A 19,905-nucleotide genomic window follows, 5' to 3' on the forward strand; every position below is an offset into this window, starting at 1 on the left:
GCCTTTTTCCAAGAGGCTTCCCTCATTTCAAGCCATGGGGGACTTCATGATTCATGTGATTTCGGCCGTTAACCGGCACCTTTACGAGGACGTCATCGAGCAACACTTTCGGCTGCGTCACGAGATTTTTGTGGAGGAGCGGAAATGGGAGGGACTGCGGAAGCGCGATAACCGCGAGATCGACCCCTATGACAATGAGGACGCGATCTATCTGCTGGCCCTCGACGAGAGCCGCCGTGTGCTCGCCGGCTCCCGGCTGTATCCAACCACCAAGCCGACGATGATGAGCGATGTCTTTCCACACCTTGCTGCGGTGCGTGGCTGTCCGGTGGACCCCCTGGTCTGGGAGTGGTCACGTTTCTTCGTCGCGCGCGACCGCCGCGATGGCGCGCTCAACCTGCAACTGATGGCGGCGGCGCAGGAGTTCTGTCTCGACCAGGGCATAGAGCGTCTCTGCCTGGTCATGGAGACGTGGTGGCTGCCGCGATTCCACGACATCGGCTTCGTCGTCACGCCGCTCGGACTACCGGCGCTGGTCGAGGACTCCTGGACCATGGCCGCGACGATTGAGGTCCGTCAGGAGTCGCTCGATATCGTGTGCAACCGTATCGGGATGACGCACGCCATCCAGCACGACGGTCCGCGTATCGACTGCATCGCCCGTGCCAACCTCTGCGGCCTTGCCGCGCAACGAAAGATTGCCTGAGATGTCGAACATGATGCGGGACAGCCAGATCATGGCGCAGACCAGGGACGAGAATCTCAGCTACATGTCCGACATGGCGCTCGAACTCGCGGAGATGGCGGAAGACTCCGGAATGGCGACACTCGCCTATCTGTTCCGGATGGCGGCGCTGGAGGCCTCGACGGCAGACGCCGCGCTCCTCGAGCCGGACGATCTCCCCCAACAGATGACGTCGCACTAGACGCCAGTCTTCCTTCACTCAACGGAAGGTCTCGCCCTCTCCCTCGGGAGAGGGCGAGCGTTTTTGCGCAGCGCGCCGCTGCCTCCGCCCCGGATGGGTGCGGCAGGTTGACCCATCCTCCCCGGCAGCCTTCTTACAAGGTGCGCACGACCGCACCCCGCCGGGATGCAACAAAGTGCATGTCTGGCGTCAAATCGCTCTTGCCTCGGAACGATACTGCCATTACCCATTTTTCGGCCTTGAAGAGGCAGGGGGAGCTCTTTCACTGATGGCGACCGTGTTCGAACATCGGCGTGTCGCTGCGTGCGCCTGAAAGAGTTTTGATGCTGCTCGTCGTCGAACAATTTTTGAACGGATTGCAGTTCGGCCTGCTGCTGTTCCTGCTCGCCGCCGGACTGACGCTGGTGTTCGGGATCATGGATCTCGTCAACCTCGCGCACGGCTCGCTCTACATGATGGGCGCCTATTTCGCCGCGACCTTTGCGGCCTGGACCGGCAGCTTTCTGCTCGGCGCGTTCCTGGCGCTCGGTGCGACGCTGCTGCTTGGCATCGTGCTTGAGGTGGTGGCGCTGAAACATCTCTATGGACGAGACCATCTCGACCATGTGCTCGCGACCTTCGGCCTGATCCTGTTCTTCAACGAGGCCGTGCGGCTGATCTGGGGGCCGGCGGGCCTCGCGCTGCCATTGCCGGCCTGGCTCACCGTGCCGGTGCCGATCCTGCCGGGCATTCACTATCCCGCCTACCGTCTCGCCATCATCGTCGTGGCGCTGCTCGTTGCGCTGCTGCTCTATCTCGGCGTGATGCGCACCCGCGTCGGCATGCTGATCCGGGCCGGTGCCTCCAACCGCGAGATGATCGGCGCGCTCGGCATCAACATCAAGCTGCTCTACACCCTGGTGTTCGGTCTCGGCGCCGCGCTTGCAGGCCTTGCCGGGCTGATGCAGGCGCCGATTCTCACCGTGCAGATAGGCATGGGCGAGAACATCCTGATCCTCGCCTTCGTCATCATCGTGATCGGCGGCATCGGCTCGATCCGCGGCGCGTTCCTGGCCGCGATCTTCGTCGGCATGATCGACACGCTCGGCCGTGCCTTCCTGCCGAACCTGCTGCGGCAGGTGCTGAGCTCGACCGCCGCCTCCACCGCCGCGCCCGCGCTGTCATCCATGCTGATCTATCTGTTGATGGCAATCGTGCTGGTGGTGCGGCCGGAGGGGCTGTTTCCGGCCAACCGTCGATGAAGGCTTTCACTGTGAGCAAGGCCGTGACGGCCCTGATGCTGGCAGGCCTCGTGCTGCTGCCACTCTATTCGCAGCTCTCCGGCAACATCTTCATCCTGACGCTGTTCACCCGCGTCGTCATCCTGGCGCTGGCAGCCGCGAGCCTCAACCTCATCATGGGCTATGGCGGCATGATGAGCTTCGGCCATGCCGCCTATCTCGGCATCGGCGGTTATGCCGTCGGCATCCTGGCGCAGGAAGGCGTCGGCTCCGGCTTCATTCAGTTTCCGGTCGCGATCGCGGCGTCCGCACTCTACGCGCTCGTTATCGGCGCGCTCTCCTTGCGCACCCGCGGCGTCTATTTCATCATGATCACGCTGGCATTTGCGCAGATGGCCTATTATGTCGCTTCGGGCCTCGCACGCTACGGCGGCGACGACGGTCTCACCGTCTACAAGCGCAGCGACTTTTCCGGCCTGATCAATCTCGGCAACCGCGTGCAGTTCTACTATCTCTGCCTCGCCAGCTTGTTCGGCGTGATCTTCCTGATCTGGCGCATCGTCAATTCGCGCTTCGGCCTCGTCGTGCAGGGTCTGCGTTCCAACGAGCAGCGCATGCAGGCGATCGGCTTTCCGGCGAAACGCTATCAGCTCGTCTGCTTCGTCGTCTCCGGCATGATGTGCGGCCTCGCCGGTGCGCTGCTCGCTAACAACACCGATTTCATCAGCCCGGCCGCGATGTACTGGACCCGCTCCGGCGACCTCATGGTGATGGTCATCCTCGGCGGCATGGGCGCGCTGTTCGGCCCGGTCATGGGGGCGGTGGTCTACCTGTTGCTGGAAGAGTTCTTGTCGCAGATCACCGAATACTGGGCGCTGATCATGGGCCCGCTGCTGCTGCTGATCGTGCTGTTCGGCCGCGGCGGCATCATGGGCCTGCTCGGGAGGTTCAATCGTGGCTGAACCGCTGCTCCGTGTCGAAAAGCTGGTGCGCCGCTTTGGCGGCATCATTGCGACGGACAACGTCTCGCTCGACGTCGCGGCCGGCGAGCTGCACGCCATCATCGGCCCGAACGGCGCCGGCAAGACCACGCTGATCAGCCAGCTCACCGGGCATCTCGCGCCGGATTCCGGCAGCGTCTCGCTCGGTGGCCTCGATATCACCTACCTGCCGGCCTATCGCCGCTGCGCGCTGGGCCTGGCGCGTTCGTTCCAGATCACGTCACTGCTGTTCGACTTCACCGCTGCCGACAATGTCGCACTGGCGGCGCAGGCCCATGCCGGCACGTCGTTCCGTTTCTTCGCCAATGCGCGCAAGGAAAAGGGCCTGCGTGACGCCGCGCATGCTGCGCTCGATCGCGTCGGGCTGTTGCATCGCGCCGACGTCGTGGTGTCCCGGCTCAGCCACGGCGAGCGGCGCGAGCTCGAGCTCGCGGTCGCGCTCGCGAGCAAGCCAAAACTGCTGCTGCTGGACGAGCCGATGGCCGGGCTTGGCGTCACCGAATCCCAGCGCATGGTGAAGCTGCTCCAGGAGCTGCGCAAGGAAGTCTCGATCGTGCTGGTCGAGCACGACATGCCGGCGGTGTTCGCGCTCGCCGACCGCATCACGGTGCTGGTCTATGGCCGCGTCATCGCCTCCGGCGATCCGGCCGCAATCCGTGGCAACGACGATGTCAAGCGCGCCTATCTCGGCGACCAGCATGTGGTGACGCACCATGGCTGAAACGCTGCTCGACGTCGACGGCATCGAAACCTGCTACGGGCTGTCCCAGGTGCTGTTTGGCCTGTCGCTGTCGATCAATCCGGGCGAGATGGTCTCGCTGATGGGCCGCAACGGCATGGGCAAGACCACCACCATCCGCTCCATCATGGGCCTGACGCCGGCGCGCACAGGCAGCATCCGTTTTGCGGGCTCCGAGGTGCGGACGCAGCCGTCCTACAAAATCGCAAAACTCGGCGTCGGCCTCGTGCCCGAGGGACGCCAGATCTTCCCGAACCTCACGGTGCGCGAGAATCTGGTCGCTGCGGCCGCCGATCGCTTCGGCAGCGCCAATCCCTGGACGCTCTCCGCGATCTATGTGCTATTCCCACGGCTGGCCGAGCGCGCCTCGAACATGGGCAACCAGTTGTCCGGTGGCGAGCAGCAGATGCTCGCGATCGGCCGCGCACTGATGACCAATCCGAAGCTCCTGATCCTGGACGAAGCGACCGAGGGCCTGGCGCCGCTGATCCGCGAAGAGATCTGGAACTGCCTGTCGATGCTCAAGAGCCGCGGCCAGTCGATCCTCGTCGTCGACAAGAACGTCGATCACCTCGCCCGCATCTGCGACCGCCACTACATCATCGAGCGCGGCAAGACGGTGTGGAGCGGCACGTCCGACCAGCTGTTGGCCGAGCCGGATTTGCAGCACAAATATCTGGGAATTTGAAAGACGGGACGCTGGTGCCGCAGCCTCGTCATTGCGAGCGCCGCGAAGCAATCCAGCATCTTTCGGCGCGGCAGTCTGGATTGCTTCGCTGCGCTCGCAATGACAGAGGAGAGGGCTGTCCGCTCTCACCAATAAATCCCGTGGCGATGCAGTTCGCGGATCACGCGTGCTTCGGTGGACGGTTGGCGGCGCTTCTGCTTGGTTGTCTCAGTCGTGTTGGCCACCGGTGCGCTGGTCGACTGAGCGGGTGCTGCGGCGGCAGGAGTTGTCGTCGGGTCGGCGGCAGCGACCGGCGGAGTTGAAGTGGATGTCGTGGTCGCCGTCTGGACGTTCGCCGACGGCGCCTGAGTGGTCTGCGGCGTGCCCGTGACTGTCGCCGGCTGCTCGGGTGCCTGCTGGCTCGAATTGGAGGCCGCGAGGCTCAGGCTTCGTGGGCCTCCGGCATAGGCGTGGGTGGCGAGCAGCGATGTCGCGGCGATCAGAATCAGCTTGCGCATGGAAATCTCCATGTTTTGGTCAGTACATCTTGCCTAAAGCGCGCCAGCCGCTCAGTCTAACGCGCCAGGCGATGCGTGCCGATCTCAATCAGCGTGGTCCGGCAGGACAGGCGGTAAATCAGACTGAACAGATGATTCCACATGATCGAACTCCACTGTTGATCATGGGGCGGCAGCCTAGGCGCGTTGTTTTTCAGGCCGTTTTCGTCGGGCGGAGAAAATGGCTTCGTCGGGGCGCGGGGTGATGTCGTCGCAACCGGCGGGGACGAAGTCGCCTCACGGGCCTGTGAGCCGATCCTTCAGACCGCGCCAACGCCGCCACGTCAAAACATCTCGAAATATTCGCGGTGCTCCCAGTCGGTCACCTCGGCCAGGAAGCGGTCGATCTCGGCATTCTTGATGTGAGTGTAATAGTCGACAAACTCTCCGCCGAGCTTCTCGCGGAAGAACGGATCGTCCTTCAGCGCGGCGACGGCATCGCGCAGCGACTTCGGCAGCAGCGGCGCCTTGGTCTCATAAGGCGCGTCGGCCGACGGGCCGGGATCGAGCTTGCGGTCGACGCCGTCGAGGCCGCTCAGGATTTGCGAGGCCATGTAGAGATAGGGATTGGCCGCGGGCTCGCCGACGCGGTTTTCCAGGCGGGTGGCGGCATCGCCGGCCGCCCCGAGCACGCGGATCATGACGCCGCGATTGTCGCGGCCCCAGATGGCGCGGTCCGGCGCCAGTGAATAGGAGCGGTAGCGCTTGTAGCCGTTGATGGTCGGCGTGGTGAACACGGTTGCCGCACGGGCATGGTCGAGCAGGCCGGCAAGATAAGCGCGGCCGAACGCGCTGAGCGGCCCGTCGCCTGCCTCGGTCGTTTCCTTGGCCATGAACAGGTTCTCCCCGCTCGCGCGCGAGACGATCGACTGGTGCAGGTGCCAGCCGCTGGCGAACAGGTTCGGCAGTTTCGGCCGGCACATGAAAGTGGCGTGATAGCCGTGGCGGTGCGCGATCTGCTTCACGGCGGAACGGAACAGCACCATGTTGTCGGCAGGCTCCATTCCCTCCTTTGGCTGGAAGGTGAACTCGCACTGGCTCGGCCCGAACTCGACCTCGACCGATCGCAGGGGGAGCCCGAGCGCGAGGACGTCGCGGCGCAGGATCTCCAGCACCGGTTCCATCTGGTCGAAGCGCTGCTCGGTGAGATACTGGTAGCCGTGGCTGAGCAGGCTCACAGAGGGCGGCGTGCCGGGCTGGCCCGCATCCTCGGCGCGCATATGGGCGTCGTCGAGCTTGAAGATGTGGAATTCGACCTCGAGCCCGGCGACGAAATCATGGCCGCGGCTTCCGAGCTCATCGAGCACCTTGCGATAGAGCCCGCGCGTCGCGAACGGCACGGGGCGGCCGTCATTGAAATAAAGATCGCACAGCACCCAGCCCGTCGCCGGCGCCCATGGCAGCACGCGGAACGAGGTGGGATCGGCGACCATCAGCACGTCGGCTGCGCCCTCCATCTCCTTCATGCCGAAGCCGCCGCCGGCAGTGAACACCGGGAATACCGTACGGTGCGAGGTGTCCTTGGCGAGCATCGTCGTGGTGATCGAGCACCCGCTTTCCAGCGCGGCGATCGCCTCGGAAGCGATAATGGTCTTGCCGCGCAAGATGCCGTGCTGGTCGGGGAAGGCGAGGCGGATGACCTCGAGGTTCTTCTCCTCGACAATGCGGCGCATGCGCGTCGCGGCGTCCTTATGCTCTTCCGACCACAGCGCATGACGCGCGACGAAACTCACTTTGATTGCTCCTCAGTCACGATGCTCGACGGGTGCAAGGCTTGCCACACACTCCGTCATTGCGAGCCAACGGGTCCGCGCAAAGCGCGGCCCGATGACAGGCTCCGCGAAGCAATCCAGAATCCCTCCGCGGAGACAGTCTGGATTGCTTCGCTTCGCTCGCAATGACGGGGGAGAGGCCTGCACTATGCCTCACTCCGCCGCCGTCAACCGATGCACGTTGTCCGCGATCTCCTTCGGCACCGGTGCCGTCCACGGCGCGCCGCGGCGGCGCTTGACGTCGACTTCCATCCAGTAGGTCTCCCAGCCCCGCGTCGGGCCGATGCCGTCCATCGTCGCCGGTCCCTGGATTGCGCGCGCGGTGCTCTCGTCGAGATGCAGCATCGGCTTTTCGCCGCCCATCGCTTTGTCGATCTCCTGCCGCAGCAGGCGGCGGTACAGCACGATCGCCTTGTCGGACTGGCCGAGATGCTCCTTGGTGCGATTCTGGATCGCGCCCATGGATTCCACTGCCCACTGGTCGTGGACGTTGATGTCGCTGCCCATGCCGGTGTAGGTCGCGGTCTGCTGCTCATGCGGATCGAAGCCGTAATCATTGCCGCGGTTCTTGCGCGGTTTGTAGTCGGGCAGCTCGTAGAGCTCGAGCCGCTGGTCACGCATCTTCTGCTTCTCGACCGGTGCGCAGTAGCTCGTGAAGATCGCGTACCAGTAGCAGTTCTCGTCATCGACCGGCACGTGCCACTGCGTGATCGTCATCTCCGTGCTCATGGGGATGACGAAACCGTGCGGGAAGAGCTGGTTGGTCACCCGCACATGGGTACGCTCCTCGTCGATCTCGCGTAGCGCGATCAGCCGCAGACCGTATTCGGTGTGCTCGACATTGATGATCGGGCGGTCGTACTCGCGCAGGATTTTCGTCATCGGCAGGTCGCTGCCGGCGGAGGCGCCGCGGAACTGCTTGCCGTAAGCGGTGGATGTGTCCTCGTCCTCGAAGAAACGATGCAGATAGGAGGCGTGCGCGGGATCGATGCCGACCTCCAGCGCCTGGAGCCAGTTGCAGGCCATGTGGCCCTTGAACGCGAAAGTGTGCGTGCCGGGCGCGATGAAACAGTCGATCTCCGGGAATGTCGGCGGCTCACCCTCGCCGAGCCAGGCCCAGAGGATGCCGCTCTTCTCCACCACGGGATAGGAGCGCTGCTTGATGTTCTGGCAGAGCTTTGAGTCCTTCGGTTCGGCCGGCGTCTCGATGCACTGCCCGGTCGCGTCGAACAGCCAGCCGTGGAACGCGCAGCGCAGGCCGCCATGTTCGAGCCTCCCGAAAGCAAGGTCGGCGCCGCGATGCGCGCAGTGCCGGTCAATCAGGCCGTAGCGTCCCGTCTCGTCGCGGAACAGCACCAGGTCTTCGCCGAGCAGTTTGACGGGGCGGATCGGGCGTGCGCCCTCCAGTTCGTCGACAAGAGCGGCCGGCTGCCAGTAGCTCCGCATCAGCTTGCCGCACGGGTCCTTCGGCCCGGTGCGGGTGATCAGGTCGTTCTGCTCCTGGCTCATCATGGCGGTCGCGTCCTTTGCTGGAGGGGCGATTGTTGTTCGCCTATTGAACGAACGGGCGAATTATGACATGCCTTGATGCGGCAGCAAGCACTATTTTGCAGGAATGGCCCGACACATGCCCAAGCTGAAGCGGAGCGAGAGCGATGAGCGCGCGACGGATTTCGTCGAAAGCCTCGATCGCGGCCTGCGCCTGCTGCAATGTTTTGGCGCGACCCCGGGCCCAATGACGCTGAGCGATCTCGCCCGCGCAGCTGAGCTGCCGCGCGCCACGACCCGGCGAATCCTGTTCACGCTTGCGCGCAGTGGCTTCGTTGCGAGCGACGGCAAACTGTTCTCGCTGACGCCGCATGTGCTGACGCTCGCGGCCTCCTACCTGCGGTCCAATCAGCTCGTCGCCGTGCTTCAGCCGGTGCTCGATCGCGTCGCGACCGCGGCGCAGGAAATCTCTTCTCTCGCGGTGCTCGATGGCGACGACGTCGTGTTCATCGCCCGCGGCGGTCCGGCGCGCGTCTTTTCAAGCGGACTCGAAATTGGCTACCGGCTCCCGGCCTTCTGCACCTCTGTTGGCCGCGCCATGCTCGGACAACTCGGTGATGCCGAACTTGCCGTGCGCCTGAAGACGATGAAGCGCGAAGCGTTGACGCCGCAGACGGTGACCGATCCCAAGGTCTTGCTCGCGCGCATTGCAGCAGACCGCGCCCAGGGCTATTCGCTGGTCGACCGCGAGGCCGAGCCGCATTTCCGCTCGATCTCCGTTCCCGTCCGCCGCTACGATGATGTCATCGTCGCCGCCATCAACATGGGCGCCCATATCGACCGCGTGCCGGCGCGGGAACTGGTCGACCGGTTCCTACCCCTGCTGGGCGATGGCGCGGAATCGGTGCGCTCGCAGCTGCTGTAGCTACAGCGCGCTTTCGCTCTTTCCGCATTTCGCGCTATGATGTGTGGGTCACAAAGAGAACAGGGAGTATGCCATGCAACACACCATGGTTCCCAGTGATCGTGTGGAGCATGTCGCCGTCTACGGGCGCGACGGTACCAAGCTCGGCACGATTGAGCGGCTGATGCTCGACAAGGTGAGCGGAATGGTCGGCTATGCCGTGATCAAGACCGGCGGCCTGCTCGGCACCCGTCACCACTATCCGGTGCAATGGAACGCGCTGAAATACGATCCAGCACGTCAGGCATTCCAGGTTGAGCTGACGCTGGACGAACTCAGCCACGGCCCATGCGAGTTCGATGGCGACGCGTTCGACTGGGGCGATCGCTCGCGGCCCTACCCGCACCCGCATTACTGGTCGGTCTAGCCGCGTCGGGAGTCTTGTAGCCCGGGTAAGCGAAGCAATTCCCGGGAACGCCATGCGTTGGCCTTGATCGACGCTCTCACGGCCGGTTGCGCATCCAGTCGGCGAGACCCGACAGCGCCCGATCGAGGTCGTGCCGCGCGGCCGCATCGGCCACCGTTTCCTCCAGCGCCCCGCGCATGCAGAGCAGCCACGCATCGCGCTCGGCATCGCCGATGGCAAGGCCGATGTGCCGCTGCCGAAGTCGCGGATGGCCTTTCTCGACCGAATAGAGTTTTGGGCCGCCGGCCCATTCGATGAGATAGCGCTTCAGCACGTCCCTGATCGCTCCGAGATCGGCCGCGTGCATGGCACGAATGGTCCGCGCCTCCGCAAGCGTGTCCATCCGATCATAAAAGCGCTCGACCAGGCGGTCGATCGTGGCACTGCCGCCGATCCGCTCGAACATGGAGATTGCGACGTCGCTATCGGTCATCCCGCGTCCCGGCTACAGCGCCACGCTGCGCAGGCCGAAGCTGCGCGCTTCGTTCTGCAGCACGGGGCGCACCGCGTCGATCAACCGTGCGGCGGCGGCGTCGACGGAAAGCCCCGCGGTATCCACCACAGCCGTCGCGCGCGCATAGAGTGGCTCGCGGCTGCGCAGAATGTTGCGCAGCTCCGTCATGGCGGAGCGATCGTCCGCCATCGGGCGAAGGTCGCCCTGGCGGCGCACGCGGGCCATGTGCTCCTCGGGCTCGGCTTTCAGCCAGATCGTGTAGAACGACGACAGGATCTGATCGAATGTCAGCGGCTCCGAGACGATGCCGCCTCCGGTGGCCAGCACCATCAGCTCGTTGCGCGCCAGCAGCTGTTGCAGCGCCGCCTGCTCCATGCGGCGAAAGCCCTCCTGGCCGTACAGCGCGATGATCTCGGCGACCGAGAGCCCGTTCTGCTGCTCGACCTCCTTGTTGAGCTCGACAAAGCTCCAGCCGACCTTCTTCGCCAGAATCTTGCCCAGCGTGGATTTGCCGGCGCCGCGCAGGCCGATCAGCGCGATGCCGCAGAACGGCGCGCGCCGCGGCGCGGATGCGCTGCCGCCGGCGAGCAGGTCCTTGGCCTGCGCGATCTGGGTCGGCGTCGCCTTGCGCAACAGGTCGCGAAACATCTGCCAATCCGGCGTCGGGTCGGCCGTTGGAAGCAGGTCTTCCAGATGCGCGCCCATCGCGTCCGAGACGCGGCGCAGCAGCACGATGGAGACATTGCCCTTGCCGCTTTCGAGCTGCGCGATATAGCGCTCCGAAATTCCCGAAACCTTGGCGAGCACTTTTCGCGACATGCCGCGCAGTGCGCGCATGGTGCGCACGCGCTGGCCGAGTTGTTCGAGGAAGCGGGATTCGGCGTCGGGACTGTCGGTCATAGGCCTTCTTTAGCGGATGTCCTGCGGCGCATTTTAATGAAACATAATGCGTGATAGCATTGACAGCAAGCCAATGCGGTGTCTTTCTATGAATTATAATTCTAAAACCGGGGGAGAAGTCCGTGAGCGAGGGATCCTATAATGCGGTGACCTGGCTGCTCGACCGGAACGTCGAGGAGGGCCGCGGCACCAAGCTGGCCTTCGACGATACCGTCTCCCGCCTGACCTATGGCGAGCTCCAGCAACAGACCCGCCGCGCTGCCAACATGCTGGGCCGTCTCGGCGTCCGCCGCGAGGAGCGCCTGGCGATGATCATGCTCGATACGGTCGATTTCCCAATCGTGTTTCTGGGCGCGATCCGCGCCGGCATCGTGCCGGTGCCGCTCAACACGCTGCTGACCGCCGATCAATACGCCTACATCCTCGCCGATTGCCGCGCGCGCGTGCTGTTCGTCTCGGAGGCGCTCTATCCTGTCATCAAGGACGTCGTCGGCCGCATGCCGGATCTCGAGCATGTCGTGGTATCCGGAGCCAAGGTCAACGGCCACAAGCAGCTCAAAGAGGAGCTGGCACGCGAGAACGATCAATTCACGACCGCTGCGACGCATGCCGACGAGCCGGCGTTCTGGCTGTACTCATCAGGCTCGACCGGCATGCCCAAGGGCGTGCGTCACCTGCATTCGAACCTGCAAGCCACCGCCGACACCTACGCAAAACAGGTGCTCGGCATTCGCGAAAACGACGTTTGTCTTTCCGCGGCAAAGCTGTTCTTCGCCTACGGCCTCGGCAATGCCCTCACTTTCCCGATGTCGGTCGGCGCCAGCGTGGTGCTGAACAGCGAGCGGCCGACACCGGCGCGGATGTTCGAGCTGATGAACCGCTACAATCCCTCGATCTTCTACGGCGTGCCGACGCTGTTCGCGGCGATGCTCAACGACGAGACGATGAAGGCCGAGCGCGGCGGCAACGCGTTGCGTATCTGCACCTCGGCCGGTGAGGCGTTGCCGGAATCCGTCGGCAACAGCTGGAAGGCGCGCTTCAATGTCGACATTCTGGATGGTGTCGGCTCGACCGAGCTGTTGCACATCTTCCTGTCGAATGCTCCCGGCGACATCAAATACGGCTCGTCCGGCAAGCCGGTGCCGGGTTATACGGTGCGGCTCGTCAACGAGGCCGGCCAGGACGTCGCCGACGGCGAGGTCGGGGAGTTGCTGGTCGATGCGCCCTCCGCGGGCGAAGGCTACTGGAACCAGCGCCACAAGAGCCGCCGCACGTTTGAAGGCCCGTGGACCCGCACCGGCGACAAATATATTCGCGACGTCGAGGGCCGCTACACCTTCTGCGGCCGCGCCGACGACATGTTCAAGGTCTCCGGCATCTGGGTCTCGCCCTTCGAGGTCGAGAGCGCACTGATCACGCATCCGGCCGTGCTGGAGGCGGCGGTCGTGCCCGAAGCGGATCCGGAAGGCCTGCTGAAGCCGAAGGCCTTCGTCGTGCTGCGCCCCGGCGCGACGACGACCGACCTGCAGGAGAGGCTGAAGGATCACGTCAAGCAGAAGATCGGCCCCTGGAAATATCCGCGCTGGATCGACGTGGTGGACTCGCTGCCGAAGACCGCGACCGGGAAGATCCAGCGGTTCAAATTGCGGGACGGGGCGAATTAGGGACAAGCCGTCGGCCGGGCTTGTCCCGGCCATCCACGTGCATCCGCGATTGAGGAAAGCCGTGGATGTCCGGGTCAAGCCCGGGCATGACGACGGAGAGAGAAGAGCGAAAAAATGACCAATATCACCCGCACCGGCTTCCTCGCCATCGGCAACGCTAGCCTCGAATACAAATGGCTGGCGCCGCAAACCGTGGATGCACCGACCATTGTCATGCTGCATGAAGGCCTTGGCTGCGTGGGCATGTGGGGTGACTTCCCCGAAAAGCTGCAGCAGGCGACCGGCGCCGGCATCTTCGCCTATTCGCGCGCGGGCTATGGCCAGTCGAGCAAGGTCGCGCTGCCGCGGCCGCTCGACTACATGCAGCGCGAGGCGGTGGACGTGCTGCCGAAGGTCCTTGACGCGATCGGTTTCAAGCGCGGCCTGCTGCTCGGCCATTCCGACGGCGCCTCGATCGCTACGATCTATGCCGGCGCGCATCAGGATCACCGGCTCCAGGGCGTCGTGCTGATGGCGCCGCATTTCATCGTCGAGGACATCTCGGTGAAGTCGATTGCGGACATCAAGACCGCCTATGAGACCACGGAGCTGAAGACAAAGCTCGGGCGCTGGCACAAGGACGTCGACAACGCCTTCTACGGCTGGAACGGCGCCTGGCTCGATCCGAAATTCCGCGACTGGGATATTTCCGAGTATCTCGACTACATCCGTGTCCCTGTCCTGGTCCTGCAAGGCGTGGACGATCAATATGGGACGCTGCGCCAGGCCGAGATCGTGCAGCAAGAATGTTATTGTCCGGTAGATCTGAAAGTCATTTCAGGCGCGGGGCATTCCCCCCATCGTGAAGCACCTGGGGCGACGCTTGACGCGATTGTGCAATTTGCAGCGGCGGCCCTGCGCGACGATCAGAGCCTTCAGGGACGCGCCGCCTGAAGTCCTCCACATGAAACAAAATGCATGTTGAGGCATTTGCCCACTGGACTGGCCTATAAAGATGCATTATTGTGCATCTAACGCTAAAACTCATAATCAAGCTCAAGGGTGGCCCATGGCCGGGGAAGATCGGCGCCTCGCAGGCGGCGCGACATTCATCGATTTCCAGACCGAACCGTCGCGCTATCGGCACTGGAAGCTCGCGGTCGACGGCGACGTCGCGACCCTGACCATGGACGTCGACGAGAATGGCGGCCTGTTCGAGGGCTATCTGCTCAAGCTCAATTCCTACGATCTCGGCGTCGACATCGAGCTTGCGGACGTGGTCCAGCGGCTGCGCTTCGAACATCCCGAGGTGAAGGTGGTGGTGATGCGCTCGGCCAAGAACCGCGTGTTCTGCGCCGGCGCCAATATCCGCATGCTCGCGGGCTCCACTCATGCCCACAAGGTCAATTTCTGCAAGTTCACCAACGAGACCCGCAACGGCATGGAAGATTCGTCCGAGAATTCCGGCCAGCGCTTCATCACCGTGGTGAACGGTTCGGCTGCCGGCGGCGGCTATGAGCTGGCGCTCGCCACCGATCACATCATCCTCGCGGACGACGGCGCGTCTGCGGTGGCGCTGCCTGAAGTGCCGCTGCTCGCGGTGCTGCCGGGCACCGGCGGGCTGACGCGCGTCGTCGACAAGCGCAAGGTGCGGCGCGATCATGCCGACTACTTCTGCACCATCGAGGAAGGCGTCAAAGGCAAGCGCGCCGTGCAATGGCGTCTCGTCGACGAGATCGCGCCGAACTCGAAGTTGGAAGCCAGGATCGCCGAGCGCGCCAGGGAGTTTGCGGCGGCCTCGAAGCGCAACGGCAGCGGCAAGGGCGTTGCGCTGACGCCGCTCAAGCGCATTTTCGACGAGACCAGCCTGCGCTACGGCTTCGTCACCGTCGATATCGACCGTGCCGCGCGTATCGCCACGATCTCGATCAAGGCGCCCGAGGCCGCGCTGCCCGCCGCCATCGACGGCATGATGGCGCAGGGCGCCGCGTTCTGGCCGCTGCAGGTAGCACGCGAGCTCGACGACGCGATCCTGCATCTGCGCATCAACGAGCTCGAGATCGCCATGCTGGTGTTCAAGAGCCATGGCGACCGCGCCCATGTGCTGGCGTCCGACGCCTTCCTCGAAGCTAACAAGGCGCACTGGCTGGTCAACGAGATCCGCCATTACTGGAAGCGCGTGCTCAAGCGCATCGACGTCACCTCGCGCACGCTGGTGACGCTGGTCGAGCCCGGCTCCTGCTTTGCCGGCACACTGGCCGAGCTCGTCTTCGCCGCCGACCGCTCTTACATGCTGATCGGCACGCGCCAGGGCGACAACCGGCCGCCGCCGTCGATCGAGCTTTCGGCCATGAACTTTGGCCCCTATCCGATGAGCCATGGTTTGACCCGGCTGCAGTCGCGCTTCCAGGCCGACCCGTCCGATCTGGAGCGCGCGGAAGCCACCGTCGGCACCAGCCTCGACGCCGAGGAGGCCGAGGAACTCGGCCTCGTCACCTTCGCGCTCGACGATATCGATTGGGACGACGAGGTCCGCGTCTTCCTCGAGGAGCGCGCCAGCTTCTCGCCGGACAGCCTCACCGGCATGGAAGCCAGCCTGCGCTTCGTCGGCCCCGAGACGATGGAATCGAAAATCTTCTCGCGCTTGACCGCGTGGCAGAACTGGATTTTCCAGCGTCCCAACGCCGTCGGCGAAGAAGGTGCGCTGCGCCGCTACGGCACCGGCCAGAAACCGAAATTCGATATGACGCGGGTGTAGAGAATTTGCTGCGTCATGGCCGGGCTTGTCCCGGCCATCCACGTCCTTGGATCAGAAAGCAAGAACGTGGATGCCCGGCACAAGGCCGGGCATGACGGAAACAATCCAAGGAGCACGGCCATGAACATGAATATCATGAACGTCGACTACTCGACCAAGATTCCCAACAACGTGAACCTTGCCGAAGACCGCCAGGTGCTCAAAGCCCTGGAAGGCTGGCATCCCGGTTACATGGACTGGTGGAGCGACATGGGGCCGGAAGGCTTCCAGGAGTCGCTGGTGTACCTGCGCACCGCCTATTCGGTCGATCCGCGCGGCTGGGCCAAGTTCGATTACGTGCGCATGCCCGATTATCGCTGGGGCATTCTGCTTGCACCCCAGGAAGAGAACCGCGTAGTTCCGTTCGGTGAGCACTACGGCGAGCCTGCCTGGCAGGAAGTCCCGGGCGAGCATCGCGCCATGCTGCGCCGCCTGATCGTGATCCAGGGCGACACCGAGCCGGCCTCCGTCGAGCAGCAGCGCCACCTCGGCAAGACAGCGCCTTCGCTCTACGACATGCGCAATCTATTCCAGGTCAATGTCGAAGAGGGTCGTCACCTCTGGGCGATGGTGTACCTGCTGCAAAAGTATTTCGGCCGCGACGGCCGCGAGGAAGCCGACGATTTGCTCCGCCGCCGCTCCGGCGATGCCGATGCGCCGCGCATGCTCGGCGCCTTCAATGAGGCGACGCCGGACTGGTTGTCGTTCTTCATGTTCACCTATTTCACCGATCGCGACGGCAAGATGCAGCTGCACTCGCTGGCGCAGTCGGGCTTCGATCCCTTGTCGCGCACCTGCCGCTTCATGCTGACGGAGGAAGCGCACCACATGTTCGTCGGCGAGACCGGCATCACCCGCGTCGTGCAGCGCACCTGCGATGCGATGAAGCAAGCCGGCATCACCGATCCGACCGACATCGCAAAAGTCCGCGCGCTCGGTGTGATCGACCTGCCGACCATCCAGAAGAAGCTGAACCTGCACTACACCCTGTCGCTCGATCTGTTCGGCTCGGAAGTCTCGACCAACGCGGCCAACGCCTTCAACGCCGGCATCAAGGGCCGCTATCACGAGACCCAGATCGAGGACGATCACCAGCTCAAGAACGCCACCTATCCGGTGCTCAAGTTCATCGACGGCGAGATCAAGCTGGTCGACGAGCCGGCGCTGACCGCACTCAACATGCGCCTGCGCGACGACTACAGCCAGGATTGCGTCAAGGGCATGCTGCGCTGGAACAAGGTGATCTCGACCACGGGCTACGACTTCCAGCTCAAGCTGCCCAATGTCGCCTTCCATCGCCATATAGGCGAGTTCAAGGGCATCCATGCGACGCCGGATGGTCTTTTGATCGACGACGCCACCTGGGCGAGGCGCAAGGACGATTGGCTGCCCTCGGCGGCCGACGGCGACTTCATCACCTCGCTGATGCAGCCCGTCACCGAGACCGGCCAGTTCGCCTCCTGGATCTCGCCGCCGAAAGTCGGCATCGACAACAAGCCCGGCGATTTCGAGTACGTGAAGATCGAGTCGTAAGGGCTGTTCGCGAGACGCGATCACGCGCCACAACTCCGCCGTCGTCTCGGACAAGCAAACGCCTGGCAACGCAGTTGCCAGGCGTTTGCGGGACGACGGCGGAATTTGTGGAGTGAGATGCCCGGTTCGCGCTCAGCGCGTCCCGGGATGACGGACGCTTGGCGCGCGTCAATCCGCCACGACCTTGACGCGGTCCCGCACCTTCACCTGCGCGTTGCGATCGAGGCCGTTGAGCACGCGAAAACGTTCGGCCGGGTGATCGACGCCGGCCATGCGGTGAGAGAGTGATTCCACGGTGTCGCCGGGCTGAACCGTGATGACCTTGATGCGCAGCGGGCGGGCGGCCTGGATCTCTTCGAGCGTCAGGCGGCGGAATGAATTAACGGTCTCGCGCGCATTGCGCTCGCTCTCGGTCGACTTCTGCCTCGTCGCGAAGATGAAGCGGTAGACGTCGCTGCCGAAACGCAGCGCGTAGACCTTGAACTGCCACTGGTCGCCCTTGGCGGTGGCGGAGGCAGCCGGAAAGCCGTTGATGGTGATGTCCTCGGTGGAGGTCTTGTCGACGCCTTCCATCCAGCCCGAATTGAGGTAGTCGCCGAGCGATTGCTCGGCCGGCACCCGCACGACGTCGAAGCGCATCGCCTGCGAGCCGCCGTCGCGCACGCCGATCACGGCCTGCGCAGTGTTGTCGAGCGTAAAATTGTCCGGCGCCTGGAAGGTGAAGCCGAGCTTTGGGTGCAGAAAGCGCCGGCCGCGGACGAAGCCTTCGCTCGGGTCTTCGCCGTAGACGAGATTGTCGATCGCGGCGAGATAGCTTTCGCGGTCGCGCTCGCCGCCTTCCGGCGCACCGTATTGCCGCGCGATCGTCTGCGCATTCTGCACGCGCTCCGGAGTTGCCGGATGCGACGAGGTGAAATCCTGCGCGCGCGGATCGAGCGAGCTCTTGCCGGCCTTCAGCTCGGCATTGCGCTCCATCGCCGAGAGGAAGCGCGCCGCACCATAGGGATCAAAATGCGCGCGGGCGGAAATGCCGACGCCGATGCCGTCGGCCTCGAACTCCTGGTTGCGCGAAAAGCTTGCCATGGTCAGCTTGGTCTTTGCGAGCGCGAGCGCGGTGAGATCGGGATCGCTGCTCATGTCGGTAACGACACGGGTGACTATCGCAGCCTGGCGCGCCTGATCCTCGCGTATCGCGGCGTGCTTGGACAGAACATGCGCCATCTCGTGGCTGAGCACGGAGGACAATTCTGAGGTGTCACTCGCGAGCGCAAGCAGGCCGCGCGTGACATAGAGCTGCCCGTTCGGCAGCGCGAAGGCGTTGACCGCGCCGGAATTGAGGATGGTGACCCTGTAGCCCTGGTCGGGACGGTCGGACGCCGCGACCAGCCGCTCGACGGTCTTGGTGACCAGCGATTCGAGCCGGGGATCGTCATAGGTGCCGCCGTAGCTCGCCAGGATGCGCTCGTGCTCCTTTTCGGTGGCTGGGGTCTGGGCGACCGCCGGCTTCGGCTTCGGCATCGCGATCGTCGGTGTCGTCGCAGCGGTCTGGAACCGGCCCATATCGCCGCAGCCGGCGAGGGCTGTGCCCAGCACAAGGCATAGCGCGGCCCGCGCAGCCCGCAGGCGGCGGCCATCACCTCGTCCGTGCCGTTCTAGCACCCCATCCACGTCGCTTAACCCGTGCCTGGCCTTTATGGCCTTACCCCTGTCGGCTCGCTTGCGCCCAGCAGCTCGACCTGTCCCACGAAGCGCACATCGATACGCGGCCCCGTCGTGCCCTCGACCCAGCCCCGGACTCGAACGCGTCGATTTTCCAAGGACTTAAGGGCAACCCCGGCGCTCTCGAACACCGGTAACATGCGCCTTGAAATAGTCACGGCAAAGCCGCGTGTCCAGTTCCATCCGAAGTTGAGGTAAGTCGTTGCCCCAGCGTGCCGGACCGACAGCTTTGCCCTCGACCACCATAAAGCGCCCGATCCCGGCCAAAATATCGTCCGAACTTTCCGCGTTTTTTATGGCCGACGGGTCAGCCCAGCTGCCCTTTTTTTGGCGCCGCGCCCAGGGCGGCAGCGCAGTCCTTGTCCGCAATCTCGGCGGAGACGATCGCCTCGCCCTGGGCGAGCAGGATGGCCTGCACGGAGATATCGGTTTCGCCGGTGAACATGACCGCAGCTTGGCGGCCGTAACGATCAGGCGCCTCGTCAGTGCCGCGCAGGGTCACGTCGTGGCCGACCAGAAGTGACGTCAGCGCCTGCTTCGTCGTCGCGGTCGGCTCGATCCCGGTCAGACGAATTTCACGGCCGTCGTCGAGCCGCACACTACGTGCATCGACGATGGCGGCGACGCGGCCGTCGCCCTGGGCCCTGGGACTCGAACTGGCACGGTGTCGCGCGCGCGGTGTGACTCGCGGCGAGAAGGAATGCGGCGATGAGGTGAAACAGCCGTGTCACGGTACCCGGAGAGGTTGCGTTGTGCGTCGATTTTAACTCAAGCGCGGCGGATCGCGAAGAGGCTTCGTCCCGCTCCGTCATTGCCTCACATGCCGTCATTGCGAGCACCGCGAAGCAACCCAGGATCCCTCGGCGGACAGATTCTGGATTGCTTGTGCGCCAGGCAAGCTGGCGCGGTCCAACCGGTGGAAGTCCGGTCCGGGTAAGCCGTAGCGGGCGCCCGGTAGTGAGTGTTGCGGTGTCGTCGGCGACGGCGGCAGCGAAGCGTACACAACGATGCTGTGGGGTGGGCTATTGAGCCGCGAAAGACAGAAACTCGCAGAGGCCGAGGCGGTAAGCAACGTCGAAGGCAACATGTGCGGTCCCGTTATGCGAGGGGCTGACGCTC

Annotated in this window: 18 protein-coding genes and 1 pseudogene; 12 read left to right on the forward strand and 7 right to left on the reverse strand. The window is 64.2% G+C overall.

Annotation, left to right across the window (positions count from 1 at the left end; genetic code table 11):
• Window positions 1-46: 46 nt before the first annotated feature.
• The 6 genes from IVA82_RS18895 (at window position 47) to IVA82_RS18920 (ending at window position 4,574) form a co-directional block, all read left to right on the forward strand.
• Complete coding sequence (locus tag IVA82_RS18895) at window positions 47-706, forward strand: acyl-homoserine-lactone synthase (protein ID WP_247390147.1); 660 nt, start codon at window positions 47-49, stop codon at window positions 704-706.
• A gap of 1 nt (window position 707) precedes the next feature.
• Complete coding sequence (locus tag IVA82_RS18900) at window positions 708-926, forward strand: hypothetical protein (RefSeq protein WP_247390149.1); 219 nt, start codon at window positions 708-710, stop codon at window positions 924-926.
• Window positions 927-1,249: 323 nt separating this feature from the next.
• Window positions 1,250-2,167 carry a branched-chain amino acid ABC transporter permease gene (locus IVA82_RS18905; RefSeq protein WP_148741800.1) on the forward strand — a complete coding sequence of 306 codons (918 nt, stop codon included), beginning with the start codon at window positions 1,250-1,252 and terminating at the stop codon, window positions 2,165-2,167.
• Window positions 2,164-3,108: a branched-chain amino acid ABC transporter permease gene (locus IVA82_RS18910; RefSeq protein ID WP_247390151.1), complete on the forward strand. Its 945-nt coding sequence runs from the start codon at window positions 2,164-2,166 to the stop codon at window positions 3,106-3,108. The genes IVA82_RS18905 and IVA82_RS18910 overlap by 4 nt, the downstream gene beginning before the upstream one ends.
• Window positions 3,101-3,868, forward strand: coding sequence for an ABC transporter ATP-binding protein (locus IVA82_RS18915; protein ID WP_247390153.1), 768 nt, complete (start codon window positions 3,101-3,103; stop codon window positions 3,866-3,868). The genes IVA82_RS18910 and IVA82_RS18915 overlap by 8 nt, the downstream gene beginning before the upstream one ends.
• Window positions 3,861-4,574, forward strand: coding sequence for an ABC transporter ATP-binding protein (locus tag IVA82_RS18920; RefSeq protein ID WP_247390155.1), 714 nt, complete (start codon window positions 3,861-3,863; stop codon window positions 4,572-4,574). The genes IVA82_RS18915 and IVA82_RS18920 overlap by 8 nt, the downstream gene beginning before the upstream one ends.
• Window positions 4,575-4,699: 125 nt before the next feature.
• Here IVA82_RS18920 and IVA82_RS18925 read toward each other — a convergent pair whose 3' ends face one another.
• The 3 genes from IVA82_RS18925 to IVA82_RS18935 form a co-directional block, all read right to left on the reverse strand.
• Window positions 4,700-5,071, reverse strand: coding sequence for a hypothetical protein (locus IVA82_RS18925; RefSeq protein WP_247390157.1), 372 nt, complete (start codon window positions 5,069-5,071; stop codon window positions 4,700-4,702).
• A gap of 323 nt (window positions 5,072-5,394) precedes the next feature.
• The gene (locus tag IVA82_RS18930) at window positions 5,395-6,843 is read right to left on the reverse strand and encodes a glutamine synthetase family protein (protein WP_247390159.1); all 1,449 of its coding nucleotides are present in this window, start codon (window positions 6,841-6,843) and stop codon (window positions 5,395-5,397) included.
• A 192-nt stretch (window positions 6,844-7,035) separates the two neighbouring features.
• The gene (locus IVA82_RS18935) at window positions 7,036-8,394 is read right to left on the reverse strand and encodes an aromatic ring-hydroxylating dioxygenase subunit alpha (protein WP_247390161.1); all 1,359 of its coding nucleotides are present in this window, start codon (window positions 8,392-8,394) and stop codon (window positions 7,036-7,038) included.
• Between the two features lie 115 nt (window positions 8,395-8,509).
• Here IVA82_RS18935 and IVA82_RS18940 point away from each other — a divergent pair, with 115 nt between their 5' ends.
• Window positions 8,510-9,295, forward strand: a complete 786-nt coding sequence (locus tag IVA82_RS18940) for an IclR family transcriptional regulator C-terminal domain-containing protein (RefSeq protein ID WP_247390163.1) — start codon at window positions 8,510-8,512, stop codon at window positions 9,293-9,295.
• Between the two features lie 73 nt (window positions 9,296-9,368).
• The gene (locus IVA82_RS18945) at window positions 9,369-9,701 is read left to right on the forward strand and encodes a PRC-barrel domain-containing protein (RefSeq protein ID WP_187436110.1); all 333 of its coding nucleotides are present in this window, start codon (window positions 9,369-9,371) and stop codon (window positions 9,699-9,701) included.
• Between the two features lie 76 nt (window positions 9,702-9,777).
• On the opposite strand, the gene IVA82_RS18950 is transcribed toward IVA82_RS18945, so the two are convergent.
• Entirely contained in the window at window positions 9,778-10,173 is a 396-nt protein-coding gene (locus IVA82_RS18950) for a group II truncated hemoglobin (RefSeq protein WP_247390165.1), read from the reverse strand.
• Window positions 10,174-10,185: 12 nt separating this feature from the next.
• Window positions 10,186-11,094 (reverse strand): helix-turn-helix transcriptional regulator, encoded by a 909-nt coding sequence (locus IVA82_RS18955; protein ID WP_247390167.1) that lies wholly within the window; start codon window positions 11,092-11,094, stop codon window positions 10,186-10,188.
• A 122-nt stretch (window positions 11,095-11,216) separates the two neighbouring features.
• Between IVA82_RS18955 and IVA82_RS18960 the strand changes: the two genes are divergently transcribed.
• The 4 genes from IVA82_RS18960 (at window position 11,217) to boxB (ending at window position 17,067) form a co-directional block, all read left to right on the forward strand.
• Window positions 11,217-12,758 carry a benzoate-CoA ligase family protein gene (locus IVA82_RS18960; protein ID WP_247390169.1) on the forward strand — a complete coding sequence of 514 codons (1,542 nt, stop codon included), beginning with the start codon at window positions 11,217-11,219 and terminating at the stop codon, window positions 12,756-12,758.
• 114 nt (window positions 12,759-12,872) lie between these two features.
• Window positions 12,873-13,691, forward strand: a complete 819-nt coding sequence (locus IVA82_RS18965; RefSeq protein ID WP_247390170.1) for an alpha/beta hydrolase — start codon at window positions 12,873-12,875, stop codon at window positions 13,689-13,691.
• Window positions 13,692-13,806: 115 nt separating this feature from the next.
• The gene (gene boxC, locus IVA82_RS18970) at window positions 13,807-15,495 is read left to right on the forward strand and encodes a 2,3-epoxybenzoyl-CoA dihydrolase (RefSeq protein ID WP_247390172.1); all 1,689 of its coding nucleotides are present in this window, start codon (window positions 13,807-13,809) and stop codon (window positions 15,493-15,495) included.
• 120 nt (window positions 15,496-15,615) lie between these two features.
• Window positions 15,616-17,067, forward strand: a complete 1,452-nt coding sequence (boxB, locus tag IVA82_RS18975) for a benzoyl-CoA 2,3-epoxidase subunit BoxB (RefSeq protein WP_247390174.1) — start codon at window positions 15,616-15,618, stop codon at window positions 17,065-17,067.
• A 168-nt stretch (window positions 17,068-17,235) separates the two neighbouring features.
• Here boxB and IVA82_RS18980 read toward each other — a convergent pair whose 3' ends face one another.
• Window positions 17,236-18,627: a M48 family metalloprotease gene (locus tag IVA82_RS18980; RefSeq protein WP_235940133.1), complete on the reverse strand. Its 1,392-nt coding sequence runs from the start codon at window positions 18,625-18,627 to the stop codon at window positions 17,236-17,238.
• Window positions 18,628-18,758: 131 nt separating this feature from the next.
• Window positions 18,759-19,598 (reverse strand): annotated as a pseudogene (locus tag IVA82_RS18985) (nuclease).
• Between the last annotated feature and the right edge of the window lie 307 nt (window positions 19,599-19,905).

This window comes from Bradyrhizobium sp. 142 (assembly GCF_023074015.1).
Classification (GTDB): Bacteria; Pseudomonadota; Alphaproteobacteria; order Rhizobiales; family Xanthobacteraceae; genus Bradyrhizobium.